At 41.6% G+C, this 15,885-nt stretch carries 12 protein-coding genes; 9 read left to right on the forward strand and 3 right to left on the reverse strand.

Going from position 1 to position 15,885, the window contains the following annotated elements; translation table 11 throughout:
- Positions 1-37: 37 nt before the first annotated feature.
- The 7 genes from WC819_00825 (at position 38) to murJ (ending at position 8,605) form a co-directional block, all read left to right on the forward strand.
- Entirely contained in the window at positions 38-388 is a 351-nt protein-coding gene (locus WC819_00825; protein MFA5985874.1) for a phage holin family protein, read from the forward strand.
- Complete coding sequence (locus WC819_00830; protein ID MFA5985875.1) at positions 385-1,530, forward strand: glycosyltransferase; 1,146 nt, start codon at positions 385-387, stop codon at positions 1,528-1,530. The genes WC819_00825 and WC819_00830 overlap by 4 nt, the downstream gene beginning before the upstream one ends.
- Positions 1,517-2,098: a hypothetical protein gene (locus WC819_00835; GenBank protein ID MFA5985876.1), complete on the forward strand. Its 582-nt coding sequence runs from the start codon at positions 1,517-1,519 to the stop codon at positions 2,096-2,098. The genes WC819_00830 and WC819_00835 overlap by 14 nt, the downstream gene beginning before the upstream one ends.
- 4 nt (positions 2,099-2,102) lie before the next feature.
- A complete protein-coding gene (locus tag WC819_00840; GenBank protein ID MFA5985877.1) occupies positions 2,103-3,263 on the forward strand; it encodes a glycosyltransferase family 1 protein in 1,161 nt (386 codons plus the stop codon).
- Between the two features lie 65 nt (positions 3,264-3,328).
- Positions 3,329-4,450: a glycosyltransferase family 1 protein gene (locus WC819_00845; GenBank protein MFA5985878.1), complete on the forward strand. Its 1,122-nt coding sequence runs from the start codon at positions 3,329-3,331 to the stop codon at positions 4,448-4,450.
- 2 nt (positions 4,451-4,452) lie between these two features.
- Positions 4,453-6,891 carry a DUF4012 domain-containing protein gene (locus WC819_00850; GenBank protein ID MFA5985879.1) on the forward strand — a complete coding sequence of 813 codons (2,439 nt, stop codon included), beginning with the start codon at positions 4,453-4,455 and terminating at the stop codon, positions 6,889-6,891.
- 79 nt (positions 6,892-6,970) lie between these two features.
- Positions 6,971-8,605, forward strand: coding sequence for a murein biosynthesis integral membrane protein MurJ (gene murJ / locus WC819_00855; protein MFA5985880.1), 1,635 nt, complete (start codon positions 6,971-6,973; stop codon positions 8,603-8,605).
- A gap of 3 nt (positions 8,606-8,608) precedes the next feature.
- Here the strand turns inward: murJ and WC819_00860 are convergent, their stop codons facing one another.
- Positions 8,609-9,535, reverse strand: a complete 927-nt coding sequence (locus WC819_00860; GenBank protein ID MFA5985881.1) for an AEC family transporter — start codon at positions 9,533-9,535, stop codon at positions 8,609-8,611.
- 138 nt (positions 9,536-9,673) lie between these two features.
- On the opposite strand from WC819_00860, the gene WC819_00865 reads away from it, so the two are divergent.
- Entirely contained in the window at positions 9,674-12,640 is a 2,967-nt protein-coding gene (locus tag WC819_00865; protein ID MFA5985882.1) for a class I tRNA ligase family protein, read from the forward strand.
- 225 nt (positions 12,641-12,865) lie between these two features.
- On the opposite strand, the gene WC819_00870 is transcribed toward WC819_00865, so the two are convergent.
- Both WC819_00870 and WC819_00875 read right to left on the reverse strand, forming a co-directional pair.
- Positions 12,866-13,570 carry a hypothetical protein gene (locus tag WC819_00870; GenBank protein MFA5985883.1) on the reverse strand — a complete coding sequence of 235 codons (705 nt, stop codon included), beginning with the start codon at positions 13,568-13,570 and terminating at the stop codon, positions 12,866-12,868.
- A gap of 195 nt (positions 13,571-13,765) precedes the next feature.
- Positions 13,766-14,788, reverse strand: coding sequence for a virulence RhuM family protein (locus tag WC819_00875; protein MFA5985884.1), 1,023 nt, complete (start codon positions 14,786-14,788; stop codon positions 13,766-13,768).
- Positions 14,789-15,668: 880 nt separating this feature from the next.
- Between WC819_00875 and WC819_00880 the strand changes: the two genes are divergently transcribed.
- A complete protein-coding gene (locus WC819_00880) occupies positions 15,669-15,833 on the forward strand; it encodes a hypothetical protein (GenBank protein ID MFA5985885.1) in 165 nt (54 codons plus the stop codon).
- Positions 15,834-15,885 lie beyond the last annotated feature (52 nt).

The raw sequence follows: 15,885 nt of genomic DNA on the forward strand, positions 1-15,885 counted from the left end.
TATAATAGAAGCGAAGGTAATTTTTGAATAGAAAACTATGAAGTTTATCATAAAATTGTGCGCAGTTGCTGCGGCGCTTCTTCTTGCAGCGCGGTATGTTGATGGTATAACGATCGAAAACTTTTGGCCGTCTGCAGTTCTGGCTGCAGTGATCTTCGGTGTGTTGAACGCAGTGGTGAAGCCTGTAGTAAAATTATTTGCACTGCCGGTATCGATTTTGACATTGGGTGTTTTTTCTCTTGTGATCAATGTGGTGATCTTTTGGTTGATCACATTTGTACCCGGTGTAACAATTAGCGGTTTTATGCCGGCATTATGGGGTTTGATCATTGTGTCTGTTGTTGCATGGATTGTCGATCTGATATTTAGCAATAAAGATAATTCATGAAGATCGCATTGGTGCATGATTATCTCGTCCAGCATGGTGGCGCGGAAAAAGTGTTGGAATGTTTTTGTGAGTTGTATCCTACGGCACCCATTTACACACTGATCTATGATCGGGATGCGATGGGTGAGACGTTTGCGCATCGTAAAATCTACACATCACGATTGCAAAAAATACCATTTGCCCAAAAAAAACACCGTATCTTTCCACTTCTTATGCCGGCGGCGATCGAAGAGTTTGATCTGTCGCAATATGATATTGTCCTCTCTGACTCCTCGAGCTTTGCAAAAGGTGTTTTGACACAGCCAAAGACACTTCATATTTCTTATGTGCATACGCCGATGCGTTACGCATGGGATGACTGTCAAAAATACACCGCAGACTTCGGTTTTCCGAAGATGATTGAAAGAGTTGTACCGTTCATGATGAATTTTGTGCGTGTATGGGATCGTGTGAGCAGTGATCGGGTTGATCGATACATTGCCAATTCCACGTTTGTGTCGCGGCGGATCAAAAAATATTATAATAAGGATACAATTGTGATCAACCCCCCGGTGGATACAAAGAATTTTTATATTGATAAATCGAGATCACATGATGAATATTATCTGATGGTAGGGAGATTGATCGCATATAAAAGACATGATATCGCGATCGAGGCTTTCAATCGCTTAGGTTTGCCGCTCAAAATTATCGGACGTGGACCGGAATTGGCAAATTTAAAAAAGAACGCAGGTAAAAATATTGAGTTTTTGGAACGAGTGAATGACAAAGAGCTTGCGCGATATTACGCACAAGCCAAAGCGTTTATTTTCCCCCAAGAAGAGGATTTCGGCATTGTTGCAATTGAGGCGATGGCATCGGGGCGGCCGATCATTGCGTATCGGGGTGGCGATATTGTTGAACATTTGGAGAGCGGTAAAATGGGTATATTTTTTGATCAACAAACGCCGGAAGCATTGATCGATGCGATCAAAAAATTTGATGTAGCTGTCTTTGATGAAAATATCATCCGACAACATGCGTTGCGATTTGACAGAGAGATATTTAAGCGTACAATAAAGGACTACATTGATAAAGAATATACGAATCATATGAGAGATCGAGAATATTTATCTGTAAAATCTTTCCATGGAATTCAATAAATTTTTTGATATTTTTTGTGTATATAAAGCGTTGTTTTGGAGCATTGTTTTGTTGAGCGTTGTGTGTGGCGCTTTCTATTTTTTGTTGCAAAAACAAACGTTTAAAAGTTCGCTCATTATCAATGTGACGCGAGATGCGGCAAAGAGTCAAAATGTTTACACGTATGATGATTTTTATCGGTTGCAAGCTGATGAACGTTTTGCGGATACGGTCGTGCAATGGATCATATCTCCGCAAATGAGAGAGGAAACCAAAAATGTATCCGGGAAACTGACGGCAAAAAGACGGTCTTCCCAAGTGATCGAGGTATCATTTAGCACAAAAACGATGCGCGATGCCCAAACGGTTGCAGAAGATATTGTCACGGCACTCAATGATAAATCTAAAAAACTTAATGAAAAACAGGGGCAAGATCACTGGTTTATCATCCAAGGAAATCCTCCAACAGTTGTCGATGGAACACGATCGCTGTTCTTTTTGATCGGGTTATGTGGCATGATCGGTTTTTTTACTGCTTTTTGGAGTGTTTTGATCCGCCATTATTTTGGGAATCCCACACATTTGTGATCATATGAAAATAGGTATTGATGCGCGATGTTTTGCACAAGGCAAAAGAACCGGTGTAGAGGAATATGCGCAAAAATTATTAGAGGCGATCTTTCGCAATGATCCACATAATGAGTATGTGCTTTTTTTTAATGCTTTGCGACACAAAAACAGTGATTTTTCATGGGCGACAATTTTTCCGCATGTATCTGTCGTATCATTTGCGATTCCCAATAAGTTTCTCAATCTCAGTCTGTGGTTATTGCAGTATCCAAAAATTGATCGTTTGTGCGGTGGCGTGGATTTGTTTTTTATGCCAAACAGTAATTTCATTTCACTGTCACGCGACGTGCCGCTTGTTTTGACGGTGCATGATCTTTCTTTTGCGCATTACAAAAGGACATTTTCATATAAACGCCGTTTGTGGCACTACTTTGTCAATCCGCGAAAACTCGTTGCGCGTGCCACGCACATCATGGCGGTTTCCGCATATACCAAAGAGGATCTCTGTAAAACCTATGGCAAAAAAAAGGAAATGGTCGCCGTTTCGTTAAATGGGACAACATCGATCAAAGGCCTCTTAAATCGCAATGATATCGAACTGATCGATGTAAAAAGAAAATACAATTTGCCATACAATTTCATTTTATATTTTGGTACGATTGAGCCACGCAAGAATATTGTCGGCCTCGTGCGCGCATATGAGATCTTTCGTAAAAAAAATCCGCACATTACACCACATCTCGTGCTTGCAGGTTCGCGCGGATGGAATATGCACACAATTGAATATGCAATTGCATCATCGTGTTTTTCCGCGGATATTCATGTGATCACAGATATTCCGGAAGAGGACAAGGAAGCATTTTATGCACTTGCCACCGTCTTCGTGTACCCGTCATTTTTTGAAGGATTCGGATTTCCGCCGTTGGAAGCGGCTCTGTGCAAAAAACCCATCATCATGTCACATACAACATCAATGCCGGAAGTGGTTGAGGAAGGCGTGATCATGATCGATCCATACCGCACAGAAGAACTTGTTGCGGCACTGCATGCCGTTTTTACGCAAAAAGAATTTACACAGTATAGCGAGAAAAGTAATACCGCTACGCTTAGGCACAAGTTCAGCTGGGATCGTAATGCGCGTGACTTTTTGCGGGTATGTTATGGCGGTGGCGGATCCACATGAGTGGGATAATGGCGTATGTGTGATTTTCTCCCATATTTGTGAAAATTTTGCTATACTATGAGTATATGCGAATAGGTATTGATGCACGTTTTTATGGTCCGGACAGTAAGGGTTTGGGACGATATACACAAAAACTCATTGCACACATGGAAAAGATTGATCAGGAAAATGATTATATCATTTTTCTGCGTAGGGATAATTATGACACATATGTGCCTCAAAATTCTCGTTTTCGGAAAGTGCTTGCCGATTTCCAGTGGTATAGTTTTAGTGAGCAAATATTTTTTCCGTTTGTTTTATACAAGCATCGATGCGATCTTGTGCATTTTCTGCATTTTAATGTGCCGATTTTGTATGTGAAGCGGCTGATCGTGACTATCCACGATCTCATTCTTTTGCGCTATCCGACACGTAAAGCATCAACACGAAATAGACTTTTTTATTGGATCAAATTTCTCTGTTATCGTATCGTGATCGCGTCAGCGGTTGCAAAAGCGTGGAAGATCATCGCGGTTTCACAATTTACAAAGACGGATATTTGTGCGCAATATCCGCGGACGTGCAAAAAGACGACAGTGATCTATGAGGCGGCAGAAGTGATCGATCAAAAGTTGATCGATTATAAGGAATTTTTTGCGCGATATGATATAATGAAGCCGTACATGCTGTATGTCGGCAATGCATATCCGCATAAGAATCTCTATAATCTTGTGGATGCGTTTGCTCTGTATGTCAAAAACGGTGGTGCGGTCAGCCGTATGGTTTTGGTTGGACGAGATGATTATTTTTATACGCGACTTGAGGAACATATTACGTCGCACGAGATTGAAAATATCATCATTCTTTATACAATTGATGATGCGCAATTGCATGCGCTCTATCGTCAGGCGACGATGTTCGTTTTTCCGTCATTGTATGAAGGATTTGGTTTGCCGCCACTGGAGGCGCAATTGTTGAAAGTCCCGGTATTATCATCAGATCATCCATGCATGAAAGAAATTCTCTCCGAACAAGGAGCGATGTTTGTGGATGCATCGGATGTACCTGTTTTTGCGCAAGCAATGGAAGACATTGTATCGGATACAGTCCAACGAAATAGACTCATTGTTGACGGCTATGAAAATGCGCGGAAATATTCATGGCGAAAAATGGCGATTCAAATACATAATATATATACAAAAAAATAACGATGGATGGCGTTGTTCGCACAAAAAAATATACTGCACGCGCAAAACTCTCTAGGCATTTTTCTGTGGGAAATTATGGGGCAAAAAGTGCTTCTGCGCAAGAATCTCCTGCGTACCGTGTGTATCAGTTGGGAAAGCCATATGTGGCGTATGATGATTGCATTGGGAGTGATGTGCGCGATGGTTGTCCGATGACATACGATGCACGGACGATGCTTATGAAAAAGGAGGGGGATTTTGTGTTTTCCGGTGAATCGTCTTTACCACGTGATCTTGTTGATGTGGTCGATGAAGGAAAAGAGTGGGTGGAAGAAAGTGACTTTGCATATGATAATACAAAAGAGCAAGCCCGTTTTCGACTGAAAGACATTCCGGTTTTTGTCCATGAAAGCGTTTTACATCCACGGCATATTTCTTTTCGTTACGCAGTAATCATGGGGTGCGCGGTTGTGTCTATAGGATTTTTTGTGTTCATAGGCACAGTGTATGCTGTGAGGGAGCATGTAAATGATGCAACAGAGCGGGCGATCATTTCCATCAAATCGGCGATGGGCAGTATTGCGCAGAATGACTTCTCATCATCCGGAGAAGAATTGGATCACGCATATCAGGATTTTGCATTTGCGTCTTCAGAAATGGGAAAGATCAATATGCTTGCAAAATATATTGCGCAATATGTACCGGGTGCATCACGTTTGGCAAGTGGTGACCATATTATTGAGGCGGGAAAATTTCTGACACATACAGCAAAGGAGTTGCATAGCATCATTCCGGAGGTGATCACCGATGATCATAAGCTTGTATCGCCGGACGGAAAACATGTTTCTTTTTTGGCATTGTATCAACTTTTGGCGGATCGTATGGATATTGCGCGGTATGATCTCGCCGAAGCACAAAAACATATCGATCAAGTATATATTGATGATGTGCCGGAGAAATACAGGGATACTTTTGTGCAGATGAAGACCATTTTACCTGAGATCAACACATCCCTGCGTCTGATCACAGAATCACGTCCCACAGTCGAGGATATGCTGGGTGCCAATGGTCCGCGCACGTATTTGTTGTTGTTTCAAAATAACAATGAAATGCGAGCCACTGGAGGGTTTATCGGCAGTTATGGTATTGTGAAGATCAATAATGGTCGCATCACACAAATGATGATCGATGATGTGTATAATCCCGACGGACAATTGATCGATCGTGTTGTGCCACCGCTACCGATCCAAAAAATATCGGCAAATTGGAGTATGCACGACAGTAATTGGTTTCCGAATTTCCCAACATCGGCAAAAAAAACCATGGATTTTTATGAACGATCCGGCGGTGCAACTGTCGATGGTGTCATTGCCATCACACCGGAACTGATGAAAAAACTTTTGGAAATCACCGGACCGGTCGCAGTGGATGGGTACGATGTGACGTTGACAAGTGATAATTTCGTACAAATATTACAGGGTGAAATCGAAGATGAGAGTAACTATGTGTCAAAGACAGAAGAGTCTCTTGTAAAAAATGATAATAAAGAGGAGAAGAAGGAAGATGGTGATGCAAAAATTACAAAGAAGGAAAAACCAAAAAAGATCCTCTCGGATCTCATGCCGATCATGATCGATCGTCTCTTTGATCGCAAGAGTCCGGAGCATCTCGCTGTGGTTGCACGTGTTGTGTCAGAGAGCCTCAAAGAACGACATATCATGATCTACATGACAAAGCCGGAAGCGCAAAAGATCATAGAAAATAACGGATGGGGTGGATTGGTTGTGGATACGAGCAAGGATTATTTGAGTGTAGTAAATACCAATATCAATGGATTTAAAACAGACGGTGTGATCACAGAAACAATCTCGCACAACGCTGTGATCGATCAAGATGGTGCAATCGTTGATACTGTACAAATCAAACGGCAGCACATCGGCGGACACACGGGATACCCATGGTGGGATGCTGTCAATGCTGATTACATGCGTCTCTATGTGCCGAAGGGTTCAGAGTTGATCTCTGTAGAAGGTCAGACACGAGAAATCAATGAAGAACGGTTGGCATATGATGCATTGGGATATGAGCACGATCGTGATGTGAAAGAAGAAGAACAAAATATGCACATTGATGAGGAAACGGGAACGCGTATTTATGAACAGTCGGACAAAACGGTTTTTGCAAATTGGGTCTATGTTTCACCACAAGAAAGTGTAACGGTCACATATGTATATCGATTACCATTTCATGTTGATATGGCAGAGGATGAGGAAGGAAAGTTTGGTTCATATGCAGTTTTATTTCAGAAGCAATCCGGAAGTGTGAATTCGTCGATTGAGAGCACGATGGCATTGGATAAGAGTTTTACGCCAGTGTGGCAAGCACATGATCAAGGGGATGATGTTATGAGGGATGCATTGACGACTGATCGATATAACGGCGTGGTTTTTCGCGTGGAATAATAATGACGAAAATGCTTGCAAAATAGTGAAAAGATGCCTATAGTATGATGTGATCAGGTAAAAATATTTACGAAAGGATATGATCGCCAATTTCAAAAAAACTATCATAAAATCATCACGGGAATCAATTGCCGCAGCTGCAGCAATTGTTGCATTTTTTGGTATCCTCAGTCGACTCTTGGGGGTGGTGCGTGATCGTGTTTTGGCTGGGCAATTTGGTGCCGGGGACACTCTGGACGCATATTATGCGGCATTTCGATTGCCGGACCTCACATTTGAGCTTTTGGTGGTGGGTGCGCTTGCCGCAGCGTTTATTCCAATTTTTAGTAAATTGATCGCTAAAGAAGATGGTCATGACGATGCCTGTATTTATGCAAGTGGCGTTTTGACAGTGATTGTATTTTCCGTAGCCGTGTTGGCCGTAGTGGGCATGGTGTTTGCACCATTTTTTATCCACATCATGGCACCGGGTTTTCCTGCTGACAAAATGGCTGACACTGTCCGTTTGTCGCGTATCATGTTTATCAGTCCGATATTTCTATCGGCAAGCGCTGTTTTAGGAGGGGTTTTGGTATCATTTCGTCGGTTTCTGATCTATTCGATGGCACCGATCTTTTATAACATTGGGATTATCATCGGTGCAGTATTTTTTACGAAATATATTGGTCTGATCGGTCTGGCGTGGGGTGTGATTTTTGGTGCCATTTTGCATTTTGTAATTCATATCGTTGCGGTACGATCTGTACATTTTCGCTTTCTCTTTTTTCGGGAAATGCCGTATCGCAATAGTGATGTGCGCAAAACGATCGCACTTATGTTGCCACGTATGTTTTCAAGCGCCTCCAATCAACTATCGCTTCTTCTTGTGACATTCTTTGCATCGACACTTGCTTCTGGTAGCGTGACGATCTTTACATTTGCCAATAATGTGCAAAGTGTTGTTTTGGGCCTGATCGGTGTGCCATTTGCTCTCGCCGCCTTTCCTGTATTGAGCAATAAGTTTGCTATCGGAGACACGGAAGCGTTTACAGGCGTCTTGTCACAAACACTTCGCAGGATCTTATATTATTCTGTGCCGCTTAGTATGATCTTTTTTGTTTTACGCGAACAGATCGTGAGGATCGTATTTGGTACGGGACAATTCAATTTGGAGAATACGATTTTCACATATCAAGTTTTGGGCATCTTATGTATTAGTCTTTTTGCACAAAGCGTGACGCCTCTTCTTGCACGTGGTTTTTATGCGATGCAAGATACCAAAACACCATTTTATATCGCTCTTGCGAGCCAGATATTAAATGCATGCATGATCGTTGTTTTGATCCGTGACATGAAAATTTATGCGATCGCGATCGCGTTTTCGATCACAGCTGTTATTAATGCGGGATTGCTCTTTGCGTATTTGCATCGGTCGATCAATGATGGGGAATATCGCGATACATTGCGCACGTTTATGCAAATCCTCATCGCGACATTTGTTACTGTTGTTTTAACTTTTTTTGCACGAAATATATTGGGATATTATTTGCCGTTGCGGTATGTGTGGGGTGTTTTGGGGCAATTGGTTGGTGCGGGAAGCGTTGGCGCAATATCTTATCTTTTTGTAACGGCGGTATTTGGTGTCAAAGAATTTGAAACGATCAGAAAAAAGATCATCATTCGCATATTCGGACGTACGCAAGTTGCTTCGGAGGAACAAAATATTGCGCGATAGTGCTTATCGCAAGAAAGTGATCCAAAAAGGTAATGTGAGAATTGCGAATGTTGTGCTCAATACGATCGATCGGGCGATGAAATTTTTGTCCAATTTATATTGATCGGCGAGAGCAAACGGTGTGACACCCAGTGGCATCGCGGATTCAAGGATCGATAAAACGTGTTCTGATGGCGCTATGCGGAAAAAAATCAGACCAAAATAAAATAATGCCGGAAGGATCATCAGTGATGCAAATGAAAAGATGGCAACAGGATACCAATCACGCAGGTTGCCGCGTGTGGATTGTCCGATAAATACACCGATGATGATCAGGACAACCGGCGTGACGGAAGCAACGAGCATCGTAAATGCCGTGTTGAGAATTGTCGGAATGGGGAGATGCAGTACGCTTATGAGTATGCCACAAAATACGGCGATGAGCATCGGATTTGTGCAAAGAATTTTTACGATGGTCTTGACGACGGATGTAGTAGATGTTCGGCGTGTGAGCTCTAAATATCCCACACCGATGCCAAACAATCCAAAAAGATATACAGCAACGATCAGGCTGAGTTGCGGGAGGATCGTGTTATCAAAAACGCTTGTGAGGAGGGGAATCCCGAGATAGGCGACATTGCTAAACATGAGACAGACAATAACTGTATCGCGCAGTTCTTGTGTGAGGCGGAAAATGTGTCCGATACCATAGGAAAGAATGAGAACAAAGATGATAAATGCAAAGTTTATAAGGATCAGGCGCAGTTCTGTGGAGAGTGAAAACGTTGTTTTTGCAAGGGATGTAAAAATGAGAAGGGGCAAGCCGATCTTGAGAACGAACTGATTGAGATTTTCGGACCAATCTTCTTTGATAAAATTGATATACCGTAAGAACGCCGCACCAAAAATAATGAAAAATAGCGGCGCAATGATCAAAAATACTTCACGCATACTCTTATAAAAATAGTAAAACACATTATGAGGCAATGATCCTCTTTGTCAATTATACCATATTTTTTGTTATGAGCGTTTGAAAAAAAACCCAAAGTGCGATAAGGTTAGGATATACAATTTTACTACATCTAAATTATGGAGCGATACGAACATCAAAAGATCGAGGCAAAATGGCGAGAAGCGTGGACTGCTGCCAATGTGTACAAAACGACAGAGGATCCGAAAAAAGAGAAATTCTACATTCTCGATATGTTTCCGTATCCGTCAGGTGACGGTTTGCACGTAGGTCATCCCAAGGGATACATTGCAACAGATGTGATCTCGCGGTACAAAAAAATGAATAACTTCAATGTATTGCATCCGATGGGGTGGGATGCTTTTGGACTTCCGGCAGAGCAATATGCACTCAAAAATAAAATGCACCCAAAGATCGCGACAGATCACAATATTGCAACGTTTAAAAAGCAGTTAGAAAAGATCTCGCTGAACTATGATTGGGAACGAGAGATTTCCACAATAGATCCATCGTTTTACAAATGGACCCAGTGGACGTTTATCCGCATGTTCAAAAAAGGATTGGTGTTTCAATCCAATGAGCCGATCAACTGGTGTCCGTCATGCAAGACGGGACTTGCCAATGAGGATCTGGAAAATGGTGCGTGTGAACGATGTGGTACGCCGATCGAAAAGAAAAAGATCCCGCAATGGGTGATCAAGATCACGGATTATGCGGACAGACTTCTCGCTGATCTGGATAAACTTGAATGGCAAGATCACATCAAAGAATTGCAACGCAATTGGATCGGACGATCAGAGGGTGCAAAAATTCAATTCAAAATTACATGTCATCCTGAACTTGTTTCAGGATCTCAAACGAATGAACAGTTATATATTGACGTATTTACCACGCGTCCGGATACGCTTTTTGGTGCAACCTATATGGTACTCGCTCCTGAACATCCACTTGTTGATAAATTTCTCTCTTGTCATGCTGAACTTGTTTCAGCATCTCAGGCTGATGCAAAAGAGATCCTGAAACAAGTTCAGGATGACAAAAAAAACTGTTATTGTGCTATTTTAAATGATGGCGAAGTTCGACAATATCAAAAACAAACGCTTACAAAGACAGAGATCGAGCGCACGACAGAAGGACGAGAAAAAACCGGTGTGAAGCTCGAGGGTGTGATGGCGATCAATCCTGCGAATGGTGCGGAGATCCCGATCTACATCGCGGATTATGTCTTGGCTGATTATGGCACAGGCGCGATCATGGCGGTGCCGGCACACGATGAAAGGGATTGGGAGTTTGCAAAGAGATATGATATTCCGATCGTGCAAGTGGTTGCCGAACTGGATGAAACCAAAGGAAAGTATACGGTACGTGATGATAAGAAAAGTGAAGAGCGACGTAGTATCACTGTCATTATCAAGCATTGGGCAGAGGATAGATATTATTGTCTCGATTGGCGAAAATCTGATAATGACTGGACGAGTTTTGTGATCGGCGGAGTTGAGGATGGTGAGACGATCGAAGAAACGGCAGTGCGTGAGGCGCGAGAGGAAACGGGGTATCAAAATATGCGTGTCGTGCGTCGTGTAGGTCAGGTGATCCGCAGTCGATTTTTTGCAGCGCACAAAGATATCAATATGAAAGACGCGGTACGTGAGTGTGTCTATCTCGAACTCATAGACGATGCATTTATTGCACCGGATGAAAAGCATACAAAAAATCATGATGGCATGTGGATAGAAAAAGAAGACGTTGATGAGTTTCTCAATCTTCCTGCACAAAAAACGTATTGGCGGCAATTTCTCACGGGTGAAGACGTGTATACTGGTAGTGGCGTGATGATGAATTCCGGAGAGTTTGATGGTATGGATAGTGAAGAAGCTAAAAAGGCAATTACAGAAAAAGTGGGCGGGGAGATGACGGTGAATTACAAATTGCGCGATTGGGTATTTTCTCGCCAACGATATTGGGGTGAGCCGATCCCGCTCATTCACTGTGCGAAATGTGGTGTCGTGCCAGTACCGGAAGAAGAACTGCCTTTGACACTTCCTGAAGTTGATAACTATGAACCGACAGGCACGGGCGAGTCACCGCTTGCGGCGATTTCTGATTGGGTCAACACAGTTTGTCCCACATGCGGAGGAGAAGCAAAGCGTGAGACCAATACGATGCCACAATGGGCTGGGTCAAGTTGGTATCACCTGCGTTATATCGATCCCAAAAACGATACGGCAATTATTGATAAAGACAAAGATGCATACTGGTCGCCAGTCGATTTTTATGTAGGTGGTGCAGAGCATGCGACGAGACATCTCATCTACGCGCGATTCTGGCACAAGTTCCTCTTTGATATCGGTGCGGTCGCCTATGATGAGCCATACAAAAAATTACAGACAGTCGGACTGATCATGGCAGAGGATGGACGCAAGATGTCCAAGCGATGGGGCAATGTGATCAATCCGGATGAAGTGATCGATCGCTTTGGCTCTGATACATTTCGCATGTATGAAATGTTCATGGGACCATTTGACGCAACCGTTGCGTGGAGCACGGAGAGTTTGATCGGTCCGCGCAAATTCCTCGAACGTTTGTGGAAATTTTTTGGCAATGGATTCACCGGCAATTCAGATCCTCAGATCCAGAAAGTATTGCACAAAACGATCAAAAAGGTGGGCGAGGATATCGATGCGATGAAATACAATACAGCGATCGCACAGATGATGATCCTCATGAACACAATGGAAAAACACAAAACAATGACAACGGGAGATATGGAGAAATTTCTCCTTATCCTCTCACCGTTCTGTCCGCACATTACGCAAGAATTATGGTCGCAGTTGGGTCGTGATTCATTCATCTTGCAAGAGCAGTGGCCAATGTATGATGCGGAAAAGATCATCGATGACGAGATCACGCTCGCAGTGCAAGTAAACGGCAAAGTGCGCGATCAGATCACCGTGAGTGCGGATATCACAGAAGAGGACGCCAAGGCACAAGCGCTTGCAAGTGAAAAGATCCAAAAATACACCGCCGGCAAAGACCCAAAAAAGATCATCTTTGTAAAAGGGAAGTTGATTAGTATCGTTGTGTAATTATTTTAAGCACCTCAAAAGAGGTGTTTTAAAATTATTTTTCATAACGTATCCGAATATGAGAAGTTTTTGACTTCAAATAGTTTTAAAATTTGTAAGAATTGATACAAAATTTTCGTCTGATATTTTTTGAAACGATTATCGGTAAATGGGTTGGAATATTTTTCTTTCAAATCTATGCTTTCTGCATAAATTGCCATGTGAAACAAAAAGGAATGATAATCATCAATTTTCAACGTGATATTTTTTAACAATCATCCTATTAAAATTTTCCTTGCCGTTTTTGCCGGGAACCAGTTTAATCGTATAATCGTCTATAAAAATTTCTCCCCTCATGTTAGGCGCCGATAAAACAAATGACTGATATTCGCCGCTTTCAGCGGCCGGATCTATGCCCTGGGATTGAAGCTCATTAACTAGTGCAGAGTTAATTTCTCTTCCAATATAATCTTTTGATAGGTTGCCTTCTCTTATACTCAAAATAACTGATTTAATTCTGTTGGATATTACGGAATTCATATAGTTAGCACCTTTTTCCCTCGAAGAGCATGCATCTCGAGATGGCCTGATTATCTCAACCCCCAAAGCACCAGCAAGCATATCTCCAATGCCTGAGGTATACGGATGCCATAAGTCGCCAGTAACAATGTGAGTTATTTTGTCTTGAATTATTAATTTATTTAATTCGACAAATAATTCATGCAGGTATAAGTTATTTGAATTGATTATTATTTCTTTGTGCGGCAGGCCAATTAAGCTTAATTGCGTTTTTCTTAATTTCTCATCGGCTTCCGGACCGGCATGCAATTGAGTATCGCCGATCGGCGATTTGATGCTCACTAAATATTCAATGTCATTCATTTCCCGCGCTCTTATTAAGGAATAAAAGCTATCTTTCCCTCCGCTAAATAATACGATTGTTTTTCTCATAATTTTATCCGTTTTTTCTACGACCAAAGAAGCATAAAAACACCTTTTCCCCTTTATAAAAAAATTAAAAATCAAATTTTCGTCCCTGTTCAAATCACAAATCTTCAAACTATCGCCAAGATAAAAAATTTATTTCGCCACAACGTATCGCAATGTCCGACGTTTGCCTTAGCGAATGTGGCTTTATTTTTTTCCTTATTTTTCTCCAGTCGGTAAAGATTTTACAAATTTATCAAAATCCGATTCTATTGACTGTGTTTTATTATATTCATCATATTCTTGAAATGCTTTTTGTTCTGCTTGGGCGCGAGAAATCGTGCCTTTTCCCTCAAGCACTTCATACTTATTAAACTCCAAAAAGTTGTTCACGGACTCCGCCAATTTTTCCATCGTAAGAGCAGTGCGATTTTCAATCAGTCTTTCGATGTAATCAAAATAGCCGACGATGCCTCTTTCTAGTTTCTTTATTTTATCCTCAGTAAGATAATTTTTGGCAATAATTGTGTCTGATTTCAGAATTCTGCTCTTTGGCGAATTTTTCCAAGTCTTGAGTCCCATGAAAGGTTTTTGCTTGTCTACTGTTTCATAAACAATCTCAGCTGCGGTTTTGCCGGTAATGGCAAAATGAAATTTATTTTGGATCATTGCATAAAAATTCTTGGCAATTTCTGACGTGGGGCTATAATCCATGCTACATTCAGCAAAAATATCCGTAATTTGCTGATAAATTTTTCTCTCACTGGCACGAATAGAACGGACTCTTTCCAAGAGTTCGAGAAAGTAATCTTTGTCGAAATATCTTCCGTTCTTTAATCTCTCATCATCCATGGTGAAACCTTTGATGATGTATTCCTTAAGCCTTTCCGTTGCCCAAATACGAAACTGAGTGGCTTGCGATGAGTTTACCCGATAGCCAACCGAAATAATGGCATCAAGATTATAGAACTTTGTTTGGTATTTTTTGCCATCATTGGCAGTGTATTCCAAAATGGAATGAACTGAATTTTCCAGCAATTCGCCACTTTCAAAGATATTCTTTAAATGCTTAGCAATAGCTGGTTGTTGCACACCAAACAATCTGGCCATCTTATCTTGGTTAAGCCAAATATTTTCGTCATGAAAGTAAATTTCCACTTTTACCTTGCCACTTGGCGCTGTGTAAAGCAGAAATTCCGTCAGTTCGTCTTTGATGGTGATTTGGTGATTATTTTTAGTCATATTATCTTAGGCATTAGATCTTCCATAAATTTGTTAATATTCGCCTATCTTGATTATATCACCAAACTTGCTATTTTGTCAGCGCAATTTGCCTGCCTGCCGGTGGGCAGGGGAGAGTCCCGATATCCGTTATTATGTATCAAGTGAAAAATCGGGGATGACGCATTTGCATCACCCCCGTTGTTGTGAGATGAGATCAAGTGTCTCTTTCCCTAGGCCATTCTCACCCGGCCAAAGGTTTTCGCCTTTCTGCTGTTTACCCGCTGGGTCGGAGTCGTCATTTCTCCTCCGCATGGGGTAGCTTGGTCTGGCCGCTTGTAAGGGAACAGCAGTTATTCCTTGCAACAGGATCAGGGTGCGTTAGGTGAACCTGATTTTTTATCCTATTGAGTTATTAACAACAAGCAGCATACCATCCTAGCGCCAATTAGACGAAAATTCTATAACTATCCGTATGAATCACCTCCTTTTTGTTCAGAATTTTTCTAAAAATATTTTTCATAACGTTTAAGAATAAAAGAAGTCACACGCCGACTAAAAACGTAAAGCTTATCCTATCCTCGAAACTTGTTAAATAGCACTGGCTCTATTATATCACAGAACTAAGGCGAGGGATTTGGAAAAATTCCGAGCCGAGGCCATTTTACTTTTATTCTTTGTTAGGCGAGGGTTTGATTTTTTTCCTTGATGTAAGAAATATAAAATAAAAAATCAAAAGCGTGGCGTCCCCTTAAGTTTTAAAGAAAAAATTTTGTTATTTTTAGTTTATAAAAGACATTTTTCTTAATATTGACACCACATAATAAATTTGATTAAATTAAGCATAGCTCTACACACAAGATGTGCATAAACTAGAAGTCCTAGCCGAAAGGAGACTAAGATGGGAAATCTTGAAGAGTACTATGACAAGGACTACGGCAGACGGTATTATAAGCTAACAGCCGAAGCAGAAAGGAAAAAGCGACAAAAAGAAAAAAGGGAGGAGGAGGAACTAAAGCAAAAGGGGACGTGGCCTCACGGTATGCCCTGGGGAGGGAAAAAATAAGACCATGCCACGGATGGTATTATCTCTTGGAGAAACTATCTTACCGCCAATA

The sequence above is a fragment of the Parcubacteria group bacterium genome (assembly GCA_041660065.1).
GTDB lineage: Bacteria > Patescibacteriota > Minisyncoccia > Moranbacterales.